This is a genomic window from Acinetobacter sp. NIPH 2699 (assembly GCF_022549355.1).
In the GTDB taxonomy this organism is placed as follows: domain Bacteria; phylum Pseudomonadota; class Gammaproteobacteria; order Pseudomonadales; family Moraxellaceae; genus Acinetobacter.
The window spans coordinates 42,177-67,432 of sequence record NZ_JAKZGL010000007.1 but is presented as its reverse complement, the minus strand read 5'-3'; the positions used below and the strand labels follow the sequence as shown (position 1 = coordinate 67,432).

Sequence of the window (25,256 nt, the reverse complement as noted above, 5' to 3'; positions counted from 1 at the left end):
GATATTCTTGTTATAGAGGGTGAGTTACTGATCTTGGTCATGTGGATTGCTGATTAAGGCTTTCAACTGATCAGACATGGTAAAGTTCAGGTTAATGTTTTTAGGTGGAATTGGCTGCTGTAACCATTTCTCATATATCTTGTTGATTTCACCAGAAGCATAAGTTGCTTTGATGGCATCATCTACCACTTCTTTAAAGCCAGTATCGCCTTTACGCAACATACAGCCATAAATTTCATGAATAGGCGCTGTACCGACAATTTCCCATTGATTCGGGTTTCTAGCTTTAGATTTTTCACCTGCCAGTAGAATGTCATCCATCATGAAAGCGACAGCACGACCATTTTGTAGCATCAGGAATGATTCAGCATGGTCTTTGGCAGAAATGATTTCTCCAATTCCCAGTTCTTGTTGGTGTTGACGGATATAGCGCTCCGATGTCGTACCTGCTGTCGTGACCAGTTTTTTGCCTTTTAAATCTGCAAAATCCTTAATTCCAGAGTTTTGAGCTGTTAATAGTCTTGAACCCACTTCAAAGAAACCAACTGAGAAATCAACCTGTTGCTGGCGCTCTTTGTTGTTGGTGGTGGAACCACATTCGAGATCCACCGTACCGTTAGATACTAATGGAATACGGTTCTGACTGGTGACTAGGTTATAGCGGATTTTCAGATCTGGCATGTCTAGCTTTTGCTTTACTGCCTCGACCACTTTAAGTTGTAAATCATGTGCATAACCCACAGGTTGGTTCGGGTTGTCTGCAATATAGGAAAAGGGAATGGAGGAGTCGCGATAACCCAGCACAATAGTGCCAGAGCTTTTGATCTTGTTTAACGTACCCGAAGTGGATGTGCCACCCTCAGTTGGTGCTTTGTTGTCACTACAGGCACTTAATCCAAAGATCAGAGCACTTGCGCAAAGCAGAGAGGTCGTGGTGCGTTTATGTGTCATGTACAAAACTCCTTTTGTATCGTTATGATCGCATTTGTAATTGTTGCTATTGAACCGTCAGTTTTATGAAAAATGATGTATTCTTTTTTATGTCTAAAAATACATTAGTTTTCATCTTAATAGACTTCAATACGGTTGCTCAAGCAAAATTTTTTACGGTTTTGTTACATAGTAACTGTGGATGGATTAAGCAATTTTTAAATGAGTGAATTACAGTAAAAATTGCAGGAAATAGAAAGCATAATGTGTGCCATGACACATATTTTTTGCTTGTGGTTAGACAAAAGATAAGATGAAGCAATGTGTATTACAGCATCGTTAAAATTCAGAAGGGATACTTATTTTTCCATAGGGATAGGAGAGTGGGATGCTAAAAGAATGAGAAGTGTATTTTAATTTTGCATAAAAAAAGCGGCTTTAAAGCCGCTTTAACTTACTGAAAAATTAGAACATTGATTCTTCTGAGTTGGCCGAAATTTTGTGAATTGAAAGGTCAGCACCACGATATTCATCTTCTTGAGACAAACGTATACCCATCGTGAGTTTTAAAAGACCATAGACGATAAAACCACCAATCAAGGCAACACTAATCCCTAAACCTGTACCGATTAATTGTGAAATGAAGGACACACCACCTAAACCACCAAGTGCTTGTTGTCCAAAAATGCCCGCCACAATTGCACCAAATGCACCACAAATACCATGTAAAGGCCATACACCCAATACATCATCGACCTTGAGCTTATTCTGTGTATAGGTAAAGGAATAAACAAAAATGGTGCCCGCACATGCACCAATCACCAGCGCACCAATTGGATGCACAATATCTGAGCCTGCACAGATTGCCACGAGACCCGCCAATGGGCCATTGTGTAAGAAACCAGGGTCATTCTTACCCATAAAGTTGGCTGCCAAAGTACCGCCAGCCATTGCCATCAGTGAATTAATGGCCACCAGTCCTGAGATCGCTTCGACACGTTGTGCGCTGATGACGTTAAAACCAAACCAACCAACGATTAGAATCCATGAACCTAGTGCAAGAAATGGAATGGATGATGGTGGATGCGCACTGACACGACCATCTTTTTTATAGCGACCCGTTCGGGCGCCCAATAAGATCACTGCGGCTAGAGCAATCCATCCTCCCATGGCGTGTACAACCACTGAACCTGCAAAGTCATGGAAGGGTGCACCAAACTGATTTTCTAACCACGTTTGTACACCATAGTTGCCATTCCAGATCATGCCTTCAAAGAATGGATAGATCAGTGCGACCAATAGTAAGGTTGCTAATGCTTGCGAGCGCATCTTGGCACGTTCTGCAATACCACCCGAAACAATGGCTGGAATAGCGGCTGCAAAGGTCAACAAAAAGAAACAGCGCATTAGGTCATAGCCATGATTGGCTGATAACAGTTCGCCTGTTACAAGAAAGTTCTGACCATAGGCAATCCAATAACCGACGAAGAAGTAGGCAATGGCTGAGATACAGAAGTCTGTCAGGATTTTACTGAGGGCATTGACTTGGTTTTTATGACGTACAGTTCCTAGTTCTAGGAAGGCAAAACCTGCGTGCATTGAGAGGACAAGTACAGCACCAAGTAATAGAAAGAAGATATCTACGTTTTGCATAACATGCTCGATATAAGTGCTAAATCTAATCTTCGTGCAAAATAAATGATCAATTTTTGCACCAAAATGGATTTAGTTAATCTAAAAACTAGAGCAATCTATAAAAAGCTCATTTTGATGCACTGAGATATGCAAAAAACGCACCAATTTAGAGGTTGTATCTTGTTTTTGGTGGTATATGGTGCGTTTTGACTAAAAATAGCACAGCGAAATGTTTGTGTAGACTAAATAGCAGGGAATGGGTTTGTTATTCCTTTATATGCAAAAGATGGTTCACTACCTTCGTCGTCTGATTATTGCTACACTTTTTCTTTTTCAGGTGGATGAGCAGCATGTCCTTTGATCTCAAAGTCAGCTTACAGCAAAGGGCTGAACCGTCTGCACAGCAGAAAAAGCTGAATCGCCTGATTGATCAAATCGAACAGCAAAAAATCAGCCTTGCCACATGGCAGAATGCTCAAGCTGAGATTCAACAGCATACACGGCAAAAACTGATGCCTGTTTATAGCGAATTACATGAAATCTTGTTTCAGCAGTTAGATCAACTTTGGACGCTGTTACAGCAGCATGAGTTTTCCAAAGTCGATATGCAGCAACTGGATAAAAAAATTGCTCAGCTTGCACAGGTTTTAAAGCGTTCCAAAATGTTGAATGATGAACAGTTAAAACTGGTCAAGCAGATTGATATCTTTTATCAGCAACATGCTCAGCAATCGGTTAAAAAGACTAAAAAAGTGCAGCACGTTAAATTCGAGCAATATGAACGTTCTGAACAAAGCGTAGAACGAGAAGATGAATTTGAACAGTATGCTGCGGAACAACAACAAGCTCGTGAACAAGCCAAACAACTGAGACAACAGCAGAAACGTGAACAAGCTGAGCAAATGGCAGCGCAGTCGTTAAAAACAGTGTATTTAAAAATTGCTGCGATGATTCATCCCGACCGAGAACAAGATGAGTCTAAGAAAGAAGAAAAAACTGAGTTATTCCAACAGGCAAGTCAGGCGTATGAACAGCAGGATTTGTTTTATTTATTGAAACTTCAATTACAGCTTGAACAGAATAAGGGGTTAGGGGCGAAAGAATTATCTGCCGAACAATTGAAGTTTTATAAACTGGCTTTGGATGCACAGAGTCAGCAGCTTGAAAGTCAAATTAGCGAGATTTTAGACTCGTTTCAGTTGGCGAAGAAAGTAAAAGTGGAACACGTACATATTGGTGATGTATATAAAGCCATAGATGCTGATTGTGCTGAGTTAAAGCAACAGTTGAAATGGGAAAAAGAGCGTTTAAAGCACATGAAGAAGGTGAGTGGGGTAGAGATGTTGTTGGCGCATGGGGTACTTTGATTTCGATTCAACTTATAGCAGCAGCGATTAGCTTTCAAACTTTATATGTTATTGTGTTTTTATCGCTGGTGTTCTTATTTATTAACTATTTCTTTAATTTATTTGATTTTTATATTATAAAGTGTAGATAAACATAACTTCATTAAAAAAATATGGCAAGTAGACAAGCAATAGATACGATTCGTGGTTATTTGTTTCAATTTGATAATACGATTCTTCAAATTTTAAATATACATGATGAGGAAAGTATCTTTACAATTGAGGGAGTGGAAGATATTGATATTACAGGTAGTGATGGTGAAACTATTGCAATTCAATGTAAATACTATCAAGAAAGTGATTTTCAACCCTCGATTATAAAAGATGCTATTGGATGGATGGTCAAAGATTTCTCTGAAAGATTAAGAAATAATAATCAATTAATAAAGTATAAGCTTTATGGTCATTATCGAAGTGGACATGAGCGATTAGCTAAACCCTTAACTGTTGAAGATCTAAAAACAGTTTTTTTAACTACTGTTACAAGGGGAACCGATGCTAAGCCTAGTGAGACAACTGAAATTCATACTGATCTAGGTGTAGAGGATGAGGATTTAGAAAAATTTTTATTACAATTAGAAATAAATATTGAAGCTCCAACTTTGGAAGAACAGCATAGTCAAATTATTAATAAAATTATTCAAATAGGGTTGAGTTCTAGCAGTGATGCTGAGTTTTTTTATAGTAAAAGTCTTTATATGATAAGGAATTTGGCAAAATCAAAAAATGAATCGGACCGAAATATAACTAAGCGTCATTTTTTGTCAAGTTTAAGAGATTCAAAAGATATTCTTTTTGATTTTTGGTTTGCTAATAAGAAAGAAATGGTTAATTACTGTCGAATGATTAAAAATAAATATTTTTCTGATTCTCAATCACCTAAAAGTCGATTTTTTTTAATTGATAAAAGTAATCTTCAGGATAATGAATTACTTGAATTGGTTAAATCTATAAGCGATAAGTGGTCAAGTAGTGGTCGAACGGTTAGAGAGCCTGACAAATTTTGTCCATTTATTTACGTTCATCAAATAGAAGAAGATAGTTTACTCAGGCTTAAAAGTGATTTGATTAATGATGGATATTTTTTTGAGGATGGCTATTATTATAGGGGAGCAAATTTTGATGTTAATTTATTTTTAAGAGATATTGTTGAGAAGGAAAGTCAATATCGAGCAAAGTTGAAAATTATAAATAATATGGATGAATTGGGTGTTGTTATTGAAAAAAAACCTAGAAATTTAAATATATATGAATTCTTTTCCAATACACCATATGCAAATATTAATGGAAGTATAAAAGTATATTTTAAAAATTATGATTATTTGAAAGGGATTTTGGTATGAGTGAAGTAGTTAATCAGGCTGAAGTTATTTCAGTACGACCAAATAAAATTATCGTACAAGTTACTAATCTTAATGACTTTAAGGTTGCTGGTGAAACTTTAAAGGTAGGTTCATATATTAAAATTTTAAATAATGATGATGCAATATTAATAGCAATTATAGAGAATTTTTCTATTGGTTATGATAAAAGTAATGAGAGAATTTATATAATTGAAGCATTACCATTAGGTGTATTAAATAATGGGCAGTTTATCCGAGGTGGGGATACCATCGCAATTCCTCCACGTCATGTTGAACCTGCAACTATAGAAGACATCAAATCTATTTATGGTTCAATACCTGATGATAAAAAACTGAAATTCTGTACTTTAAGTACCAATAAACAGATAGATGTTCCAATAGAAGGTAATAAATTCTTTAACAAGCACATAGCAATTTTAGGATCGACAGGTTCTGGAAAGTCACATACATTATCCAGAATTTTACAAACTGCAATTTCTACAAAAGATGGGGATTTTAGTTTAAATAACTCACATATTATTATTTTTGATATTCATTCTGAATATAAAAGTGCATTCCCGAATGCTAATTTTTTAGATATTAATACTTTGAAATTACCATATTGGTTGCTTAATAGTGATGAGCTTGAAGAAATTCTTTTAGATACAGGAGAGAGAGATAATTATAATCAGTCATCGGTGTTTAGAAAGTTGGTAACTATTAATAAGGAGATTAATAATGAGGGTGTTCAGAATATTTCCTATGATACCCCTATAAAATTTAATTTAGATGAAGTAGTTAATGCATTGTTTAATTTAAAAAATGAAACTAAAAATTCAAAAAATAATGAATTATGTATGATCGATGACGGAAGTTACTCTATAAAATCAGATGGCGGAGCAGATGCTTCTATGGGAATAACTTTTGAAAATGATATAGAAAAGATAAAAAACTACTTTTTGACTAGGCATAAATTTTTCCCAACAAAAAGTCAGAATATTAATAAAGGGTTATATGCTGAAGGAACTTTAGATAAGTTTTTTAACCGTATAGAAGAGAAAATTAGGCAAGATAGATTGAAATTTATTTTTGATCCAACTCTTCAAAATTCAAATTTCGTTGATGTCCTAAGAAATATTATTGGTTACTCAGAGGATAAAAAATCTAATATTACTATCATAGATTTGAGTGATGTTCCATTTGAAGTGTTAACGATTACTGTTTCTGTAATATCTAGATTAATATTTGATTATGGGTATTTCTATAAAAGACAGAGATTCGAAACTAATCCTGACGAGGTGGTTAATAACGATGTGCCGATTTTAATGGTATACGAAGAAGCTCACAAGTATGTTCCTAATAGTGAGTTAACTAAATATAGAGCATCAAAGATAGCGATAGAACGTATTGCTAAGGAAGGGCGAAAATACGGAATAACATTAATGTTATCCAGTCAGAGACCATCAGAAATTTCTGAAACAATTTTTTCTCAATGTAATAATTTTATCTCGATGAGACTTACAAACCCAGTTGATCAAAACTATGTAAGAAAGCTTTTACCAGATTCGTTAGGTGGGATCATCGACATATTGCCAAGTTTACATCAAGGAGATGCGTTGTTAGTTGGAGACTCTATAGTTCTTCCATCAATCGTAACTATAGATCGTTGTGATCCTGAACCATCTTCTAGTGATATTCCATATTGGACGCTATGGAAAGAGCAGTGGAAAGAAATTGAGTTTGAAGCTATTTGTCAAAAATGGAAATAAAAAATCCCCTCATTCGAGGGGATTTTTTGAGTCAAATTAAGATTAAAGCGCAGCAATTTGCTCCATACTTGCTTTAATTTTCACCAACTGGTCAGCAAACTCAGCCAATTTCGCTTTTTCACCCTCAACAACCGCTGCTGGTGCTTTAGATACAAAGCCTTCGTTTGCAAGTTTGCTCGCGATTTGGTCGTGTTGCTTCTGGATTTTATCCAAGTCTTTTTGCAAACGAGCAAGCTCAGCTTTAGGGTCAATTAAGCCTTTCATTGGTACAAACACCGATGCATGGCTAACAACGCTAGAGCAAGAAAGTGGTGGTTCTTGATCTTTGGTTAGGAACTCAATACTTTCAACTTTTGCGAGTGCTTTGAATAACGCTTCAATACGAATGATTTGTTCACGCTCAACATCAGAAGTGTTTTGCAATAAAACTGGCAGTAAACGCGCATTACCTAAGCCCATTTCACCACGAATATTACGCACAGCGCCGATCAAACCTTGTAGCCAATGCATGTCTGCTTCAGCCTGTTCATTTACACGCTCAGGGTTCGCAACAGGGTATTGCGCAAGCATAATACTTTCGCCTGAAATACCAAGTTTCGGTGCAAGTGTTTGCCAAATTTCTTCAGTCAAATACGGCATCAAAGGATGTGCAAGACGTAAAGAGGCTTCCATCACTGCAAGTAAGACACGACGAACTTCTGCTTTACGCTCAACAGAGACATTTTCATCGTTCAGAACAGGTTTAGTTAACTCAACATACCAGTCACAATATTCATTCCAAATGAATTCGTAAATTGCTTGCGCAGCTAAATCTAAACGATACGTGGCAAAGGCTTGTTGTACCGCGGCTTCTGCTTTTTGCAGACGGCTTATAATCCACTGTTCAGGCAGTTCCCAAAGATCTTGACGAATTTCAGAACTGATTTCTTGGTTTTCACAGTTCATCATCACGAAACGGGTTGCGTTCCAGATCTTGTTGGCAAAGTTACGATAGCCTTCAACACGCTTCATATCGAACTTAATGTCACGACCTGTATTCGCCAGCGCACAGAAAGTGAAACGGACTGCATCGGTACCGTAAGCTTGAATACCTTCTGGGAATTCTTTACGCGTTGATTTTTCAATCTTCGCTGCTTGCTTTGGATTCATCAGACCCGTCGTACGTTTTTGTACAAGGTCTTCAAGGTCTACACCATCGATCAAATCGAGTGGGTCAAGTACGTTGCCCTTAGATTTCGACATTTTCTGACCTTCGCCATCACGAACCAGACCGTGAACGTAAACCGTTTTAAACGGTACTTGTGGCGTACCATCTTCATTCTTCATGAAATGCATCGTAAACATAATCATACGCGCAACCCAGAAGAAGATGATGTCAAAACCAGTCACTAAAACATCTGTTGGGTGGAAAGTCTTGAGGAAATAGTTTTCTGCATCTTTCTTTGCATCGCCAGTCCAACCTAAAGTTGAGAACGTCCAAAGCGCAGAGGAGAACCAAGTATCCAATACGTCTTCATCTTGGCTTAATGCAATTTCAGCAGGGATATTGTTTTTCGTACGGACTTCAGCTTCGTCACGACCGACATAAATATTGCCTTCAGCATCGTACCAAGCTGGAATGCGGTGACCCCACCACAACTGACGAGAAATACACCAGTCTTGAATGTTGTTCATCCACGCCATGTACATGTTGCTGTATTGTTCAGGCACAAATTTAATATCGCCATCTTTCACAGCTTTAATTGCAGGTTCAGCCAATGGTGCAATTTTTACATACCATTGATCCGTTAATAATGGCTCAACGATTACACCTGAACGGTCACCGCGAGGTGGTTTCAGTGTGTACGGTTGAATTTGGTCTAACCAACCTTCAGCTTCAGCTTGTTCAACCAATTTTTTACGTGCTACAAAACGTTCTAAACCCACATAGTCGGCAGGTGCAGAAATGGTTTTAGAAATTTGCTCACCTGCTTTGGCGATGTATTCAAACTCAGCCAATACCTCTGCATTTTTGTTGAAGATATTGATAATTGGCAATTCACAACGTTTACCCACTTCATAGTCATTGAAGTCATGTGCAGGAGTGATTTTCACACAGCCTGTACCGAATTCTTTATCAACATATTCATCTTTAACGATTGGAACGGCACGACCTGTAATTGGCAGGATAATGTTCTGACCAACAAGGTGCGTATAACGCTCATCATCAAGCGCAACAGCAACTGCTGTATCACCGAGTAATGTTTCAGGACGTGTGGTGGCAACCACGATGTGGTCTTTACCATCATGTGTACGTAGGTTTTTATCTTCAAAGAAATATTTGAAGTGCCACAGTGAACCTGCTTCTTCTTTATCAGACTCTACTTCTAGGTCAGAAAGCGCAGTTTGTAGTTTCGGGTCCCAGTTCACTAGGCGTTTGCCACGGTAGATTAAGCCATCTTCATGCAGTTTTACAAAGACTTCTTTTACCGCATTGGACAAACCTTCATCCATGGTGAAGCGTTCACGTGACCAATCCACCGAAGAACCTAGACGACGGATTTGACGTGTAATGGTGCCGCCTGACTGTTCTTTCCATTCCCAAACTTTTTCGATGAATTTTTCACGACCTAAGTCATGACGGCTGACGCCTTGAGCACCCAATTGACGCTCAACCACCATCTGCGTTGCAATACCTGCGTGGTCTGTACCTGGTTGCCACAAGGTATTTTTACCCGACATACGGTTGTAACGTGTCAGTGCATCCATGATGGCATTGTTAAAACCATGCCCCATATGCAAGCTGCCCGTGACGTTCGGTGGTGGGATCATAATACAAAATGATTCACCTTGACCTGACGGTTTGAAATAACCTTGTTGTTCCCAAGTTTGATACCATTTTTTTTCGATCTCAGTTGGATCGTAAGTGGTTGCGATATTTTGAGCAGATTGAGCGTCAGTCATAGTACAGAAGATCAAAATAGAATAAAAAATTGCACTTATTGTAGCAAAAAATCGCTAAAGGCTGTTGGCATTTCAGTGGCGTATTGCGTTATCGATTTAAACAACGTCAATAAGGTAAAAAAACCGATGAAATGAGTTGGTTTTTTGATCATAAAAAGTTAGATTTATGTATATTGGATCACATAATTAAATAATGATGATGCATAAAACAACAAAATAACAATGCTAAAACTTTAATAAGGATGGTTGATATGAGTTATTCAATTCTTTTAAAAATTAACCAAGTCACACATGGGCAGTTTGAGTCAATTCGTCAACAATTGAATGCGGGCAGTGATGAAAGTCAATCGCGCATCTTAGGGGAAGTGCTTTCAGAGATCGCATGTGACATCGTAGAGCAAGTATTCTCCGTTCTACTGATTCAAAATCGTAAACCATCGCATTTAACCCAACAAAATTCAGCAGAATCAGAAAAAGTCATCGCGCAAATTACGGGTGCTGTACGCAAATATATGCCGTGGTCCATTGCGTTATTTGGCAATGAACGTTTATGCCCTTTCGTGAATTACTTTTCCGATATGATTAAATATCATGATGAACAGGTGTATGTGTCTTATCCGATTGACCAGCAATTGGTACAACAGGTACATACTTTGGTAGATCAACTAAAACAAAATGAAATCAAAGATATGATGGATGTCTTCCAGACACTGATTCAAATCGTAGATTTGGGCGTGACCAATTTGATTCGTGAACCAAAGAAATGTCTGAATTTTAATCGGGTGGTGGATAAAACCTTAAGTGGTGTCATCAATATGACCGCACAACTAAGTTATAAGCGTTTAGAGAAAATGGGAACGCAGGTAGACACTGGAGCGGCTACAGCATGTGTAAATCATTTTTTGGCACTTATGCATACAGAACCGAATTAGGTTGTGCTAAAGTCGGTAAGGAAAAGCCAAAACGATAGAATAGATCATTTAATTTGATAAAAGGCTTGTTTTGACAAGTCTTTTTTTATGGAACTCAAAAATTAAGGTTGTGAGGATGAAGACCGCCGTTTTTTTAAATATTCATGCAGATACATACGCGAGATTTGTCCATATTCGGACACAATTATTGCAAGCGAGCAAAGAAAGTCAGGCAAGTGCATTGGGGAATGTTTTGTCTGAAATGGCTTGTGAAGTGATTGAACAAGTGTTCATGGTGCTGTTAAAGGATAATCAGCATTATTCACAAACAGGTGAATCTGAAAAAGTGATTCAGCAAATATTAGAGGCTATTCGAAAGTATATGCCGTGGTCGATTTCATTTTTCAGCAATGAACGTTTAATCCCTTTGGTTGAATATTTATCGAAAACGCTTTTAATTGAAGATGACATGATTTACATGACTTATCCTGTAGAACAGCAGCTTGCTCAGCAGGTGATTGCATCTGCTCAAAAACTTGCTGAAGGGGATAGTCGTGAAGTTGCGAATGCTTTAAAAAAATTGACGGAAGTGATTGATGCAGGCGTTACACACTTAATTCGTGAGCCTAAAAAGTGCTTAAAGTTTAATTTTGTGGTCGATAAAACGTTAAACGGCGTGATCAATATGACCACACATCTCGGTTATAAGCGTCTAGAAAAGTTAGCGACGCAACTTGATCAGCAAGTTGCGGTAACTTATGTTGATTATTTCCTGAAATTTATGCGTCACCCAGTGGATGGAGGGTAGAAATATGACAAAGCTAAAAAGTCTTGAAAATAAAGTGGTATGGATTACCGGAGCATCTTCTGGTTTAGGTAAAGCTTTGGCACGTGAATGCGCTTTGCAGGGGGCGCAAGTGGTGTTGACATCGCGCCGTTACGACGAGCTAGAAGCCGTTCGCATTGGTTTATTAAAGCCTGAGCAACATGTTTCGATTGCTGCTGATATTACCGATGAAGCACAGGTACGTCATGCTTACGAGCAAGTTTTGGCATGTAAAGGGCGTATTGATTGGTTGATTAATAATGCAGGACTGAGCCAGCGTGCTTTGATTCAAGACACCACCATGCAAGCTGAACGCACGATCATGGAAGTCGATTACTTTTCACAAGTGTTTTTGACCAAAACGATATTGCCGACTTTTTTAAAGCAAAAATCTGGTCGTGTGGTCTTTGTTTCGAGTGTGGCTGGCTTATTAGGGACGCAATACCGTGCCAGTTATTCTGCTGCCAAAGCTGCAATTCACATGTGGGCAAACAGTTTACGTGCCGAAGTTGCCAAAGAGGGGATTGACGTATCCGTGGTTTTCCCTGGTTTTGTGAAAACCAATGTCTCGTTTAATGCTTTAAATGGTGAAGGGAAGCCACAAGGGCATCAAGATGAAGCGATTGAAAATGGTTTAGATGCTGATATCTTTGCAGAACGTGTGGTTGCATCACTGATGGCTGGTGAAGAATATATTGTGGTGGGTGGCAAGAAAGAGCAACTGGGTGTATTGGTGTCGCGCTTGTCACCAAGTTTGTTGTACAAAATGATTCGTAACAGCAAAGTCAAATAACGCTTAATCCTGCTTTATATTGCAAATAAAAAAACAGGAGTAAGTCACTCCTGTTTTTTTAATGATTATTTGTTATTTGGGTTGAATGATGACCGTGCCGTATGCAAATACTTCAACCATTCCACCTTGCATTCCCATTTCAGTGGTGCTGAGGCGCAGCCCTAAAATTTGATTGCCACCCATGGATCTGGCTTGTTGTTTTAAACGGACAATCGCCTCACGACGAGCGCGTTCCACGACACTTTCATAGCTGATTAAGCGACCACCTAATATATTTTTAATAGCCGCCAGTACATATTTAAAATAATCATGGGAAATAACCACATTGCTGCTAATCAAATGTCCAGTATGTTCACTCGTTGCAAATCGACGGCTATCAACTTGAATATCTGCTAACAAGTGCTCTTTTTCGAGCAACTCCTTAAAATGCTTTTGTTCAATATGACGACCAAAGCCCCAACCTACAGAAAATAGAATCAGGAAAATGACAATTTGAAAAATTAAGCCATCCATTACATTTTCCTATGAACTAAATGGATCTGGAAGTTTTGGTGCGGAAGGTTGCACCACTACAGCAGTGCCATAAACAAAAAGCTCTGAAGCACCCTGTGCAATATTAGATGTGGAAAAACGAATCCCAACCACAGCATTTGCACCTAAACCTTTTGCTTTATCAATCATGCGCTGTGTGGCTTCTTGACGAGATTCTTCTAACAACTCGGTATAAGCTGTTAACTCTCCCCCAACAATATTCTTTAGACCTGCGAGAAGGTCTCGACCGACATGTTTACTGCGGACAGTGCTGCCATAAACAACATCAATCTGACGTAAAATCTCATGACCGGGTACGGATTCTAAATTACTTAATAACATCGTATTTTTTATACCATTAGACATTCACCTTGAAGATAAGAAATATTGAGCATGCTTGCAATAAAAAAGCCCACCGAAGTGAGCTTTTCTTGAAAAATAAGAAAGATTATTGTGTGTAATGCTTTTCAGAGCTCGAAAGTTGAGGCGTTACTGTTTCACTTGTCGTGGCTTTTAGTCCACCACCAAGTGTTTTGTAAAGCTCAACCTGATTATTCTGTTCAGCTTGTTGTAACAACAATAAACCTTGTTCTGCTGAGTACGCTGAACGTTGAGCATCCAATACAGTTAAATAGCTATCAATACCTGCACGGAAGCGTGCATTGGATAGTTTATAGGTGGTATTGGTTGCTTCAACCAAACGACGTTGAGCAGTTAAGCGTTCACCAATATTGGCACGTGTTGCCAGTGCATCATTTACTTCACGGAAAGCCGACTGTACTGACTTTTCATAGTTAGACAGTGCAATTTTTTGGTCGGTTTCAGAGATCTTGATATTGGCTTTGCGAGTGCCCCAGTCAAAAATTGGTAAATCGAGATTTGGTCCAATTGACCACGCTGCATTGCCTGATTTAAAGAGATCACTCAAATCAGTTGATGCATAGCCTGCCGTACCTGTCAGACTAATGGTTGGGAATAATCTCGCTTTTGCCGCGCCGATATTTGCACCTGCGGCACTTAAATTATATTCCGCAGCTTTTACATCAGGACGGTTATTGAGTAGATCACTCGGTAAACCCGCAGAGGATACATTTTGCTGTGTAACACGTTGCACAGGCTGAGTCGGTAGCAAGTTTTGCGGTACAGATTGACCCACTAAGAGGTTCAATAAGTTGCTCGCCTGAGCAATTTGTGTTTTGTAATTTGCAACATCATTACGTGCAGTTTCAACTGAAATCTGAGCCTGACGCAAAGGTACTTCGCTGTCGATACCGACATCAAAACGCTTTTTGTTCAGGTTATAAGAGTCTTGTTGAGCTTTGAACGTCTGTTCTGCAAGTTTTAAATTTGCAGTTGCAAATGAATAACTCAGCCATGCTTGTGTTACTTCACTAATCAAACTGATTTGTGTTGAGTCACGTGCACTTTGGGTCGAAAGATAACTGTCGAGCGCAGCATCTTTTAAACTACGGACTCGGCCCCAAAAATCAAGCTCATACGCGGTTACACCCAGACCAACCTGATAGGTTGAATATGGATTGTTTGGATCACGTGTTGGAGAAACCTGACGAATTGCACTACCACTAGCCCCAATCGTTGGGAGCTGGTTGTTTTGTGTAATTCGATATTGTTGCTGTGCGCGTTCAATATTCAAGGTTGCTGTACGCAAGTCACGGTTATTGCTCAATGCTAAATCAATCACTTCAAGCAGGCGAGGGTCAGCAAAAAACTGCTTATAACCCTGTTCAGCAATAGAAGAGCCAGAAGCGCTGTTATATGCATAGCTTTCTGGAATATCGGTTTTCACGACCGGTTCTGGGCCGCGCATGCTTTGACATGCGGTCAAAGCAAGCGCAAGTGCAGATACCGCAATGCTACGACCTGGAATAGACCATACTGTTTGCATCACGATTTATGCTCCTGAATGTTTGTAGTTTTTGGTTGGTACTTAAAGATACTACGAATCCACACGAAGAAGACAGGGATAAAGAAGATACCTAAAAGTGTTGAGGAAATCACGCCACCCAATACGCCGTAACCAACCGAGTGCTGACTACCTGCACCAGCGCCAGAAGAAAGCGCGAGTGGAAGCACACCAAAGCCGAAGGCAAGGGTGGTCATAATGATTGGACGTAAACGCATTTTTGCTGCATGTAAGGTTGCCTCAAGCAACTCCTCACCTTGTTCTTGTAAATCTTTTGCGAATTCTACGATCAAGATCGCATTCTTTGCAGAAAGACCAATCACGGCAATGATCGCGACCTGGAAGTAGATGTTATTCGAAAGATTTGGATCGTCTTTCAGTACCATACCAAAGTAAGTTAACAAAATTGCACCGATGATACCGAGGGGTACAACAAGTAATACTGAGAACGGAATAGACCAACTTTCATACAATGCCGCTAAGCAAAGGAAAACAATAAGTAATGAAAGCGCGTATAAGAATGGCGCTTGAGCACCTGATTCACGCTCTTCAAGTGATAAACCTGTCCATTCGTAGTCGAAACCTTGTAAGCCCATCGATGGCAGCTTCGCAATAATTTCTTCCATGGCTTTCATGGAGTCCCCAGAGCTTGTGCCCGGTGCAGGTGTCCCTTGAATGTTCACCGATGACACACCGTTGTAACGTTCAAGTCGAGGAGAACCGTAGGTCCATTTACCTGTTGCAAAGGCTGAGAATGGAACCATTTCACCTAAGCTGTTACGAACGTACCATTTATTCAGGTCATCAGGCATCATCCGACTGTCGGCTTCACCTTGGACATAAACTTTCTTCACACGACCACGGTCGATGAAGTCATTAATGTATGAACCACCCCAGGCCATGCTCATGGTGCTGTTGATGTCTGCAATGCTGACACCCATTGCACCCGCTTGAGCTTGGTCAATCATGATTTGATACTGTGGTGTATCCTCTTGACCATTTGGACGTACGCCAACCAGTCGTTGATCTTGAGAAGCTAAGCCCAAAATCGTATTACGTGCAGCAATCAGTTTGTCATGGCCCTGACCAGCAGAGTCTTTTAATTGCAAGTTAAAACCAGCAGTTACACCGAGCTCAGGCATTGCAGGAAGTTGTAATGGCATGATGTATGATGCATCTTTGACGATCATATTCAGTGCCATACCACGTTGAATGAGTGCACCAATTTGCGTATCAGCAGTAGTACGATCTTTCCAGTCTTTTAACTTAATAAAGCCAATACCTGCATTTTGGCCGATCCCTGTAAATGAGAAGCCTGATACGGTAAAGATCGACTGAACCGTATCTTCTTCCTTCATAAAGAAGTCAGTCATGGTATCAATGACTTTATCGGTACGGTCAAGTGTTGCATTCGGTGGTAATTGAACCAGTGTCATCACCACGCCCTGATCTTCTTCGGGTAAGAATGAAGAAGGGAGTTTTTGGAACATAAAGACCAATAAACCAATCACAACGGCATAGAGTACACCTGAAAACAACTTAGCTTTAAGCATACGGCTTACGCCGTTTTGATAGCCATGTGATACACGGTCAAAGCTATGGTTAAACCATCTAAAGAAACGGGCAAAAATATTATTGCTCGGTGCTTTATTTGGATCATGTTGTTTTAATAGCGTGGCACATAGGGCAGGGGTAAAGGTCAAAGCAACAATCAAAGATAAAACCATCGCTGTCACGAGGGTGATCGAGAACTGTCGATAAATTACCCCAGTGGTTCCGCTAAAGAACGCCATCGGTATGAATACCGCACTCAGTACACTAGTAATACCCACAAGCGCACCAGAGATCTGTTTCATTGACTTTTCAGTCGCCGCAACAGGGTCAGAATGCTCCTCAGTCATTACACGTTCGACGTTTTCAACCACAACAATGGCATCATCGACCAATAGACCAATCGCCAATACCATCGCAAACATGGTCAAGGTATTGATCGAAAATCCAAAAATGTTAATGACGGCAAATGTACCCAGTACAACAACAGGGATTGCCAATGTTGGAATAATGGTCGCACGCCAGTTCTGTAAGAACAGGAACATGACGATGAATACCAGAATTACCGCTTCAATTAATGTGCTTACGACACTTGCGATTGAGAGTTTGATAAATGGTGTGGTGTCATACGCCAGTTTGTCTTCAAGACCTGCTGGATAGTTCTGACGTAACTCCTTTAAACGTTCTTCAACGGCTTCCGCGGTATCAAGTGCATTGGAACCTGTTGCCATTTTGATGGCAAGACCACCAGCTGGCTTTCCGTTAAACATTGAGTTAAAGGCGTAGCTATCAGAGCCTAACTCTACGCGAGCCACATCTTTTAAGCGGACTTCAGCGCCAGCAGCAGTATTTTTTAAGAAAATATTCTTAAACTGCTCTGGGGTTTGCAATAAACTTTGAGCGTTTACAGTGGCATTGATCACTTGATCTTTAACCGCAGGTGCACCACCCAACTGACCCACTGCAACTTGTGAGTTTTGCGCTTGTAACGCTCTCGCAACATCACTTGGGGTTAACTGGTAATTTGTCAGTTTTGCAGGATCAAGCCAAATTCGCATCGCATAAGAGCCACCAAAGACTTGTACTTCACCGACACCAGCAACACGACTGATCGGTTCTTTAATCGATGAGTTTACATAGTCCTTAATATCGGAGTCTGACAAACTATTATCTGGTGAATAAAATGCAATCACTTGCAAGAAGCTTGCGCCAGATTTTGTGACAGTTACACCTTGACGTTGTACGTCTTCAGGTAGAAGCGCCGTTGCTGATTGTAGTTTGTTTTGAACTTGGACTTGAGCAATATCTGGATCAATACCTTGTTCAAAGTTGATTTCAATCGATGCCTGACCATTCCCAGAACTGTTAGACGAAATATAACGTAAGCCGTCTAAACCATTCATCTGTTGTTCGATGATCTGGGTTACCGTATTTTCAACAGTTTCTGCTGAAGCACCTGGATAGGTCGCAGAAATCGTCACGGTTGGTGGAGCAATCGTTGGATATTGGGCAATAGGCATCTTTGACAAGGTTAAAATACCTGCCAACATGATAACTAGTGCAATCACCCATGCAAATATGGGGCGATGGATAAAAAATTGAGCCATTCAATCTGCCCCTTATGCTTTCACAGTTGCTTTTTGTTCTGCTTGAGCTGGTTCCGTTGCATTTTGTGGATTTGCTGGTTGAGCTTGATAAGGTTTTGCTGAAACTTCCTGACCATCTTTCACTTTAGCAACACCATCAACAATCACTTTGTCTCCAGCTTTAAGCCCATTGGTAATGACCCAGTTTTGACCTTGTACATTTGAGGTGTCGACTGGACGGGTTTCAACCGTACCTTTGGCATTGACCAGCATGACAGTCGCTTGACCTGTTGGTAAACGTGTCACGGCAGCTTGTGGAATCAGATAAGCATTCGGAACCACACCTTGAACGATTTGCGCTGTTGTATACATGCCCGGCAGTAATAAATGGTTCGGGTTTGAGAACACCGCACGCAAGGTGACCGTTCCAGTATCTTGGTTAACAGATGCATCAGAGAATGTTAATTGACCTTCGATTGGATAGGTTGAACCATCTTCAAGTTTTAACTTCACTTTCGTATTGTTACTGTTGCTTAAACTGCCTTTGCTGAGTTGTTGGCGTAAACGCAATAACTCGGCGCTAGACTGATTAATATCAACATAAATTGGATTCAGTTGTTGAATCGTCACCAATGGTGCAGCTTGGTTCGCGGTAACCAACGCGCCTGCTGTTACAGATGAACGACTTGATTGACCTGAAATAGGAGAGCGAATTGTTGAATAACCAAAATCGACTTCTGCATTTTTTACTTGGGCTTGAGCCGCAGTAACTTGAGCTTCAGCCACATTCACTTGGCCAAGTAAGTCGTCATACTCTTGCTTCGATACAGCATTACTAGAAACAAGCTGTTGGTAACGGTTTAGTTTGGTCCGAAGAGACGCTAAATTTGCTTGTTGTTGCAAGAGCGAAGCTTTGGCCGTGTCTAATGACGCACGGTTAGCACGAGAATCAAGCTCATATAGTGCTTGACCTTCAGAGACATAACTGCCTTCAGTAAACAGACGTTTTAAAATAACGCCGCTGGTTTGTGGACGAACTTCTGAAATTTGATATGCAGAGGTTCGACCTGAAAGTTCAACGTTTTGTTCAATATTTTGTGGTTGTGCAACAATAACACCGACTTCAGTAGGTGGCATTTTTTGTGCAGCAGCAGCTTGCTGTGCATCTTCTGGATCTTTGCTACAACCAACAAGTGCAATGCTTGTTGCTAATGCGCAAGCAGTGAGGGCAGGTGCCCAAAGCTTAGCCGACATCATTGTTCCACCTCAATTTAGATTTTTGATCTAAAAAAATTATTGTTGAAATTGCTTTGATACAGCCATAACCAAAGCAACGAAGTCCAAATTAACCCAATTCCCCAACCAGCAAGTACATCGGTCGGGTAGTGAACCCCTGCATAAATTCGCGATATTCCCATAATAATAAACCACAAAGCAGATACTAAAATGACAGGAGTACGGTATCTATGCTGTTGCGGCAGCAACATGACTAAACTCGCAAGGGTCGCAGCATAAAGACTATGAGCACTTGGGAATGATGCGCCATAACTTTGGACCAAGTGGTAAATCTCTAAAGGTCTTGGTCGATCAACGCTCCATTTCAGAAGCCAACCAATCGTAATACTTCCAATTACACTCAATGTGATAAAAATTAAACTTTTATAGTTTTTAATCCAAGTTTGATATATACACAAAAATGTAGTTAAAAATAATGAAAATGGCATTCCACCAAGCAGCGAAAGCACAATAACGACATGGTTCAATGTAGCTGAACGATGCTCAAATAATGCTTGAACACTTAATGAATCTAAAGTTGATAGGGACGGATAAAATAATCCAATTCCACTACAAACTAAAAAAAACCAACCAATACAAAGTAGTAGGTACGGCATGCGGACCTCGTTATTTGTATAACCATTTTCAGGGCTATAGAGAGTTTGAAAGTGTACTCTTGAGTACACTTTAGGTCAAGTCTTGAAATTTTATGATAATTTATTTCAATGTCTTTTTAAGGTTTAGTAAAAAAACATAACAAAATTTGATGAGTGTCTCACTTTTTATCTGCGGTAATGCTTTCTTCCACTGAGACGGGTTGTTTGGGTGGCCAGAAAAAATCACTTGTTCGGGTCAGGAAGTGGGTTATGACTAAGTTTGCTAAAGGTTTCCATTGCGCAAAACGAACACGACGAGCACGCAAAGCTACGATAATGGTCAAGGTAAAGCTCACGAATAAGTTGGTTAAACCAATGAGCAGAACGCCTAAGAATGACACAACGATTAAGCCAATATCAGGTGACCCAATGGTCATTAAGCCTTGAATGAAATTGGCTGAAGCAAAAGCAATATGACGAATATCTAAAGGCAGACCTAAAATAAAGCCAATAGTTCCCATGCTGCCCAACATAATCCCAAACAGGAAATTACCAGCCAAAGCCCCTAAGTTGGTTTCAATGTAATTGGCAAATTTATCGAGGCGTTGTTGTCCCATCCAGCGTTTGAAACGGCGATGTTGTTTTAATCGAGCACCGACATTACGGTAAACGGCTAAGTTATCAAAATAACCTGCAATTAAACCTGAAAAGAATAAACACACGCCAGCGATCGCTGCATGAGGAACCGCAAGCGAAGTAAAGGGATTTAAGCTATGCAATAAGGCGGCTGATTTGGCATGATTGAGTAAGGGTTCATCCAAATAAAATTGCCATGAAAAGGTGATTAACGCCGCGACTGGGATTGCAATCGAGATATTGCCGAGTATCGCAATAAACTGAGTACGAATAATATTAATAATCAGCGCTGCCAATTCAGCAATTTGTGCCGTTTTACTGCCTTTTTGTTGTTGAACCGTCGAGGCCAGTGCTGCTGCGGTCATCGCAGGCTGTTTGGTCGCAACGGTAAAATGCAACACATGGATCAGCATAAAACCCAAAGAATAATTCATGCTATATAAAAATGCATGCGCAAAAGGAGCGAGTACCAATCGAGCTGTTAAGATTTTCAACGATGCCATTGTTGCGATGATCGCACCTGCACCTGCCGCAGCTTTGTACATGCCAAAGAAACCAGCTTTGTCTGTACTTACATAATGCTCGCCTGTCTTACTTGCATTTTCAGTCACTTGTAGAGCAATAAGTTCACTGGTAGAGGAAAGTAAGTGACGCACACTTTTTTCATCATAATGGGCTTTGGTTAAATCGATAAGGAGTTCGCCCATTGATTTATATCGGACTTCATCTTTACTTGCCAATAAACTCAGTAACAGCTCGATGCGGTCGATGGCTTGTTCTAATAACGAAAGCAAATAAGTCAAACTAATGCTGACACCAATCCGCCTAGTCGCACGGCGAATCTTGAGTACTACATCACGACATTGATCAAGCATGACAAAGGCTTGTGAAGCATCTGGTGGTGGAAGTACTGCGACGGCATCTTGGTTGTCGATTTGCTTTTTATATTTTTCAATAAAATCAACAATATCTCGGTTTTGAGCTAAAAATGGAGATTCGTATTCGGTAATATCGGGTTGAGCATTAATAAATTCAGGATATAAGCCAATACCACTAATTCGATAGGATAAAACCGTAATTGCTTTAATCAGCTCATTTTTAGAAATTTGTTTTTCGAGCGTATTACTTTGGCTTTCACCAATGACATTAAATAGAATAATCCAGTCTTGGTTTTCAATGAGATCCAACCACTCATGATCATTTTCTTGATGAAAAACTTTGCCAATGAGTGTTTTGAGTTGATTGCCTTCTTCCACTAAGGGGAGGAAGTGTGCACCTAGACGTTGACTTAACTGATTCCAAAAACCATCTAAAGATAAAATCCCGCTGTCAGCATATAAGCTAATCTGCTTGTACTGACTCATCAGTTTGACGATGAAGTCTTGTAATAAAGTGGAGGAGGTTGGCGTCAATAATAATATTTTGACGAGGGCCTGAAGGCGCTGTTTAACCTCTTCAGCATCATTGGGATTTTTAGGACGTAAACGATTGACCAATTCAATAATCAGGTTTTCGTCAAGAACAGCTTGTGGTTGATCAAGCTGTTCCTGCATTTTTAAAAATAAATCAGATAAATTTAAATGCATGGACACTCAGAAAGTTATTGTAGTCGATGTAATGCCATTAAAGTCAAATTAATCAATGCTTGGCGATATTCATTATCTGGTAGAGCTTTTAAAGCCTCTAAAGCGGCATCCGTTTCTTGTTGGGCACGTTTTTGACAATAGTCTAAACTACCCGAGTTGTGCACAATTTCAATGACTTTATCCAAATGTTCAACACCACCTGTGGCGATACTGCGACGAATAATCGCATGATCTTCACCTGTAGAATGAACCAATGCAGAAATTAACGGTAAAGTGGGCTTACCTTCCATTAAATCATCACCAATATTTTTACCTAATGTTTCTGCATCAGAGGTGTAGTCTAAAATATCATCAATAATTTGGAATGCATTGCCAAAATGCCCTGCAAATCGGCGTAAAGGTTCGCGATACTCGTCTGTACCTGCCAAAATTGCGGCACCTTCAGTCGCAAGTTCAAACAAACGAGACGTTTTTCCGTGAATAATTCTTAAATAGGTTTCTTCAGTGGTGTCGGGTTGATGTTGTGATTGAAGCTGTAACACTTCACCTTCAGCAATTTCGCAGGTGCCTGTCGAAAAATCTTTTAATAAGGTCATGTTGTTTAAATCAACCAAAAGGTCGAAAGCACGTGAAATCAAGAAATCACCAACTAAAACGGCGGTTTGATTGTTCCATGTTGCATTTGCTGTTGGTCGACCACGACGTAAGTTAGATTCATCGACCACATCATCATGAACTAAGGTTGCGGTGTGTAGCATTTCAATCACAGCCGCTAAGTGTTGTGCTTGTTGCATATTGGCTAAACCACAGGCACGAGCAGCGAGTAAGCACATGATTGGGCGCATACGTTTACCACCAGCTTCAACCACATGTTTACTGACAGACATAACCAAGCCAACTTTAGAACTGATTCCTTCATTGATGAGGTGATCCATCGCAGCAAAATCTGTCGCAACAGGGGAGAGAATGTCTTGCTTGAAATCGACGACCATATGAAGAAGAACCTCGTATAGATGGGTGAATGGTATAAGTGTACCAAGTAATCTGTTGCTAAACAGTGATACCCACTGCGTAATGTGTCATTTAAAACATGACGATGTATTTTCTGATCTTAATTTAGGCATAAAAGGATGCTTCTCACACAATCATGCGATCACATGCCTTGTGACCTTCTATAAACAGCGTTTATTTGGGTCATATTTACTTTTTGAAAATGTATTGCAAATCACAGAAAGAATCAATCAAAACAATGTGTCATCAATCTATCTGATTTCATTATAAAAATTAAATAATACGAGTATATGTGTGCATTTATACGAAATCACTTGTTGTTTGATCAAATTTCACTTAAAATTTGTGCCCTTGTATAATCCCCAGTGGCGTACGTTTTAAGATCGATATATCCCTTTATCGGCACGGCGACACGGGCATGTTGGAGTACGTATGTACGCAGTAATCCAAAGCGGTGGTAAACAGCACCGTGTTATTGAGGGTGAAACCCTTAAAGTTGAATTATTGAAAGCTGAAACTGGTGCAACTATTACGTTTGATGACGTATTAATGCTTGTAAACGGTGACAACATTCAAATCGGTGCTCCAGTTGTAGCTGGCGCGAAAGTAACTGCAGAAGTAGTTGGCCATGGTCGTCACGACAAAATCCGCATCATCAAAATGCGTCGTCGTAAACACTACCGTAAACAACAAGGTCACCGTCAATGGTTTACCGAGTTGAAAATTACTGGTATCGCAGGCTAACACGAGGAGTAAATAGACATGGCAACTAAAAAAGCCGGTGGATCGACCAAAAACGGTCGTGATTCGAATCCTAAGATGTTGGGTGTTAAAATTTACGGTGGTCAAACTGTAACTGCTGGCAACATCATCGTTCGTCAACGTGGTACTGAATTCCACGCTGGTGCAAATGTTGGTATGGGCCGTGACCATACTTTATTTGCTACTGCTGACGGCGTAGTAAAATTTGAAGTGAAAGGTCAATTTGGCCGTCGCTATGTAACTGTTGAAGCATAAGCTTTAATGGTTCAGAAAGACCCGCATTTTGCGGGTTTTTTTATGACTATTTTTAAGCTTATGTATTTTCGTTTGAATATTTCCCAAATTTTCCCGTCTTTAAGTCCTCGTAAGCCTGTAAAATTTCGGCATAGTTGTTCATCACAAAAAAGCCATGCCCATTCAGCGGTTCATGTAAAGGTTGAGCGGATAAGAATAAAAAATCGCAATTTTCTAATGCAGTCACTTCAACATCTGTATCGAAGCTGGACATCATCGCCATCGCTTGTTCTTCTAAGATATCTTCATCTACACTGAACTGAATTTTTCCTCTACGTAAATAAATGAGCGTGGTATCGCCATGACTCGCAGGAAGTATAATCCGATGGCCTTTTTTGAGGTGTACATCCAACACATGCATGGGGGTAAATGTTTGGGCAATGCCTTGCGTGTTTTGAAATTGACCAGCCACGATACGGACATAACCTGCATCCTGTTCAAATAAGATTTTAGGAATATTTTTATTTAATAAGCTTTGATAATGTGGCGCAGACATTTTATCTTTTGCAGGTAAGTTGACCCATAACTGTACCATTTCGAAATAGCCACCTTTCTCACGAAATTCGGGACTAAATTCTTCAATATGTTGTATGCCTGATGCGGCTGTCATCCATTGTACGTCACCTTGATGAATAATCCCGTGATTACCCATGGAGTCTATGTGCTGCAATTCACCTGAAAAAACAAAGGTTACTGTTTCGAAACCACGATGGGGATGTTCATTTACACCCTTTTTATGACTTTTGGGTGCTAAACGACCAGGACCGAGATGATCGAGTAATAAAAAAGGTGATGTGGTATTGCCAAGCTCATGGTGTGAAAATACAGAAAGTGCAGGGTAGAAGTCTCCAATAGCAAAGCGGGTATCGTTACGATGGATAAAGGCGAGGCTTTTCATGATTTATACTTTTTGAGTGATTCGTCTTTAGACTAACAAAATCTCATCTT

General features: G+C 39.9%; 19 protein-coding genes and 1 pseudogene. 8 read left to right on the top strand and 12 right to left on the bottom strand.

Annotated features, from left to right (window positions below; genetic code table 11):
• Positions 1-24: 24 nt before the first annotated feature.
• Both MMP72_RS08925 and MMP72_RS08920 read right to left on the bottom strand, forming a co-directional pair.
• Positions 25-951: a transporter substrate-binding domain-containing protein gene (locus MMP72_RS08925; RefSeq protein ID WP_241316503.1), complete on the bottom strand. Its 927-nt coding sequence runs from the start codon at positions 949-951 to the stop codon at positions 25-27.
• A 444-nt stretch (positions 952-1,395) separates the two neighbouring features.
• A complete protein-coding gene (locus MMP72_RS08920; RefSeq protein ID WP_241316501.1) occupies positions 1,396-2,583 on the bottom strand; it encodes an ammonium transporter in 1,188 nt (395 codons plus the stop codon).
• A 332-nt stretch (positions 2,584-2,915) separates the two neighbouring features.
• On the opposite strand from MMP72_RS08920, the gene MMP72_RS08915 reads away from it, so the two are divergent.
• From MMP72_RS08915 to MMP72_RS08905, 3 genes are all read left to right on the top strand, one after another.
• On the top strand, positions 2,916-3,932 hold the full coding sequence (locus MMP72_RS08915; RefSeq protein ID WP_241316499.1) for a molecular chaperone DnaJ: 1,017 nt from the start codon (positions 2,916-2,918) through the stop codon (positions 3,930-3,932).
• A 152-nt stretch (positions 3,933-4,084) separates the two neighbouring features.
• On the top strand, positions 4,085-5,314 hold the full coding sequence (locus MMP72_RS08910; protein WP_241316497.1) for a DUF4297 family anti-phage-associated protein: 1,230 nt from the start codon (positions 4,085-4,087) through the stop codon (positions 5,312-5,314).
• Positions 5,311-7,083: an anti-phage-associated helicase HerA gene (locus MMP72_RS08905; protein ID WP_241316495.1), complete on the top strand. Its 1,773-nt coding sequence runs from the start codon at positions 5,311-5,313 to the stop codon at positions 7,081-7,083. Before MMP72_RS08910 ends, MMP72_RS08905 begins: the two co-directional genes overlap by 4 nt.
• Before the next feature lie 42 nt (positions 7,084-7,125).
• Here MMP72_RS08905 and MMP72_RS08900 read toward each other — a convergent pair whose 3' ends face one another.
• Positions 7,126-10,026: a valine--tRNA ligase gene (locus MMP72_RS08900; protein WP_241316493.1), complete on the bottom strand. Its 2,901-nt coding sequence runs from the start codon at positions 10,024-10,026 to the stop codon at positions 7,126-7,128.
• A 251-nt stretch (positions 10,027-10,277) separates the two neighbouring features.
• Between MMP72_RS08900 and MMP72_RS08895 the strand changes: the two genes are divergently transcribed.
• From MMP72_RS08895 to MMP72_RS08885, 3 genes are all read left to right on the top strand, one after another.
• Positions 10,278-10,958, top strand: coding sequence for a hypothetical protein (locus tag MMP72_RS08895; RefSeq protein ID WP_241316488.1), 681 nt, complete (start codon positions 10,278-10,280; stop codon positions 10,956-10,958).
• A gap of 115 nt (positions 10,959-11,073) precedes the next feature.
• Positions 11,074-11,745 carry a hypothetical protein gene (locus tag MMP72_RS08890; RefSeq protein ID WP_241316486.1) on the top strand — a complete coding sequence of 224 codons (672 nt, stop codon included), beginning with the start codon at positions 11,074-11,076 and terminating at the stop codon, positions 11,743-11,745.
• Between the two features lie 4 nt (positions 11,746-11,749).
• Positions 11,750-12,556, top strand: a complete 807-nt coding sequence (locus MMP72_RS08885; protein ID WP_241316484.1) for an SDR family NAD(P)-dependent oxidoreductase — start codon at positions 11,750-11,752, stop codon at positions 12,554-12,556.
• A 72-nt stretch (positions 12,557-12,628) separates the two neighbouring features.
• Here MMP72_RS08885 and MMP72_RS08880 read toward each other — a convergent pair whose 3' ends face one another.
• From MMP72_RS08880 to MMP72_RS08845, 8 genes and pseudogenes are all read right to left on the bottom strand, one after another.
• The gene (locus MMP72_RS08880) at positions 12,629-13,069 is read right to left on the bottom strand and encodes a heavy metal-binding domain-containing protein (RefSeq protein WP_241316482.1); all 441 of its coding nucleotides are present in this window, start codon (positions 13,067-13,069) and stop codon (positions 12,629-12,631) included.
• Positions 13,070-13,078: 9 nt separating this feature from the next.
• On the bottom strand, positions 13,079-13,429 hold the full coding sequence (locus MMP72_RS08875) for a YbjQ family protein (RefSeq protein WP_241316644.1): 351 nt from the start codon (positions 13,427-13,429) through the stop codon (positions 13,079-13,081).
• A 106-nt stretch (positions 13,430-13,535) separates the two neighbouring features.
• A complete protein-coding gene (gene adeK / locus MMP72_RS08870; protein WP_241316642.1) occupies positions 13,536-14,993 on the bottom strand; it encodes a multidrug efflux RND transporter AdeIJK outer membrane channel subunit AdeK in 1,458 nt (485 codons plus the stop codon).
• Positions 14,993-18,169: a multidrug efflux RND transporter permease subunit AdeJ gene (adeJ, locus tag MMP72_RS08865; RefSeq protein WP_241316476.1), complete on the bottom strand. Its 3,177-nt coding sequence runs from the start codon at positions 18,167-18,169 to the stop codon at positions 14,993-14,995. The genes adeK and adeJ overlap by 1 nt, the downstream gene beginning before the upstream one ends.
• A gap of 12 nt (positions 18,170-18,181) precedes the next feature.
• Entirely contained in the window at positions 18,182-19,405 is a 1,224-nt protein-coding gene (locus MMP72_RS08860; RefSeq protein ID WP_241316474.1) for an AdeA/AdeI family multidrug efflux RND transporter periplasmic adaptor subunit, read from the bottom strand.
• A pseudogene (locus MMP72_RS08855) lies at positions 19,392-20,040 on the bottom strand (phosphatase PAP2 family protein). Before MMP72_RS08855 ends, MMP72_RS08860 begins: the two are co-directional and overlap by 14 nt.
• Positions 20,041-20,198: 158 nt before the next feature.
• Positions 20,199-22,241: a site-specific recombinase gene (locus MMP72_RS08850; protein WP_241316472.1), complete on the bottom strand. Its 2,043-nt coding sequence runs from the start codon at positions 22,239-22,241 to the stop codon at positions 20,199-20,201.
• 14 nt (positions 22,242-22,255) lie between these two features.
• Positions 22,256-23,233: an All-trans-nonaprenyl-diphosphate synthase gene (locus tag MMP72_RS08845; protein WP_241316470.1), complete on the bottom strand. Its 978-nt coding sequence runs from the start codon at positions 23,231-23,233 to the stop codon at positions 22,256-22,258.
• 451 nt (positions 23,234-23,684) lie between these two features.
• On the opposite strand from MMP72_RS08845, the gene rplU reads away from it, so the two are divergent.
• On the top strand, positions 23,685-23,996 hold the full coding sequence (rplU, locus tag MMP72_RS08840; RefSeq protein WP_241316468.1) for a 50S ribosomal protein L21: 312 nt from the start codon (positions 23,685-23,687) through the stop codon (positions 23,994-23,996).
• A gap of 18 nt (positions 23,997-24,014) precedes the next feature.
• Entirely contained in the window at positions 24,015-24,269 is a 255-nt protein-coding gene (rpmA, locus tag MMP72_RS08835; protein ID WP_005296333.1) for a 50S ribosomal protein L27, read from the top strand.
• Positions 24,270-24,327: 58 nt separating this feature from the next.
• Here the strand turns inward: rpmA and MMP72_RS08830 are convergent, their stop codons facing one another.
• The gene (locus tag MMP72_RS08830) at positions 24,328-25,206 is read right to left on the bottom strand and encodes a pirin family protein (RefSeq protein ID WP_241316466.1); all 879 of its coding nucleotides are present in this window, start codon (positions 25,204-25,206) and stop codon (positions 24,328-24,330) included.
• Positions 25,207-25,256 lie beyond the last annotated feature (50 nt).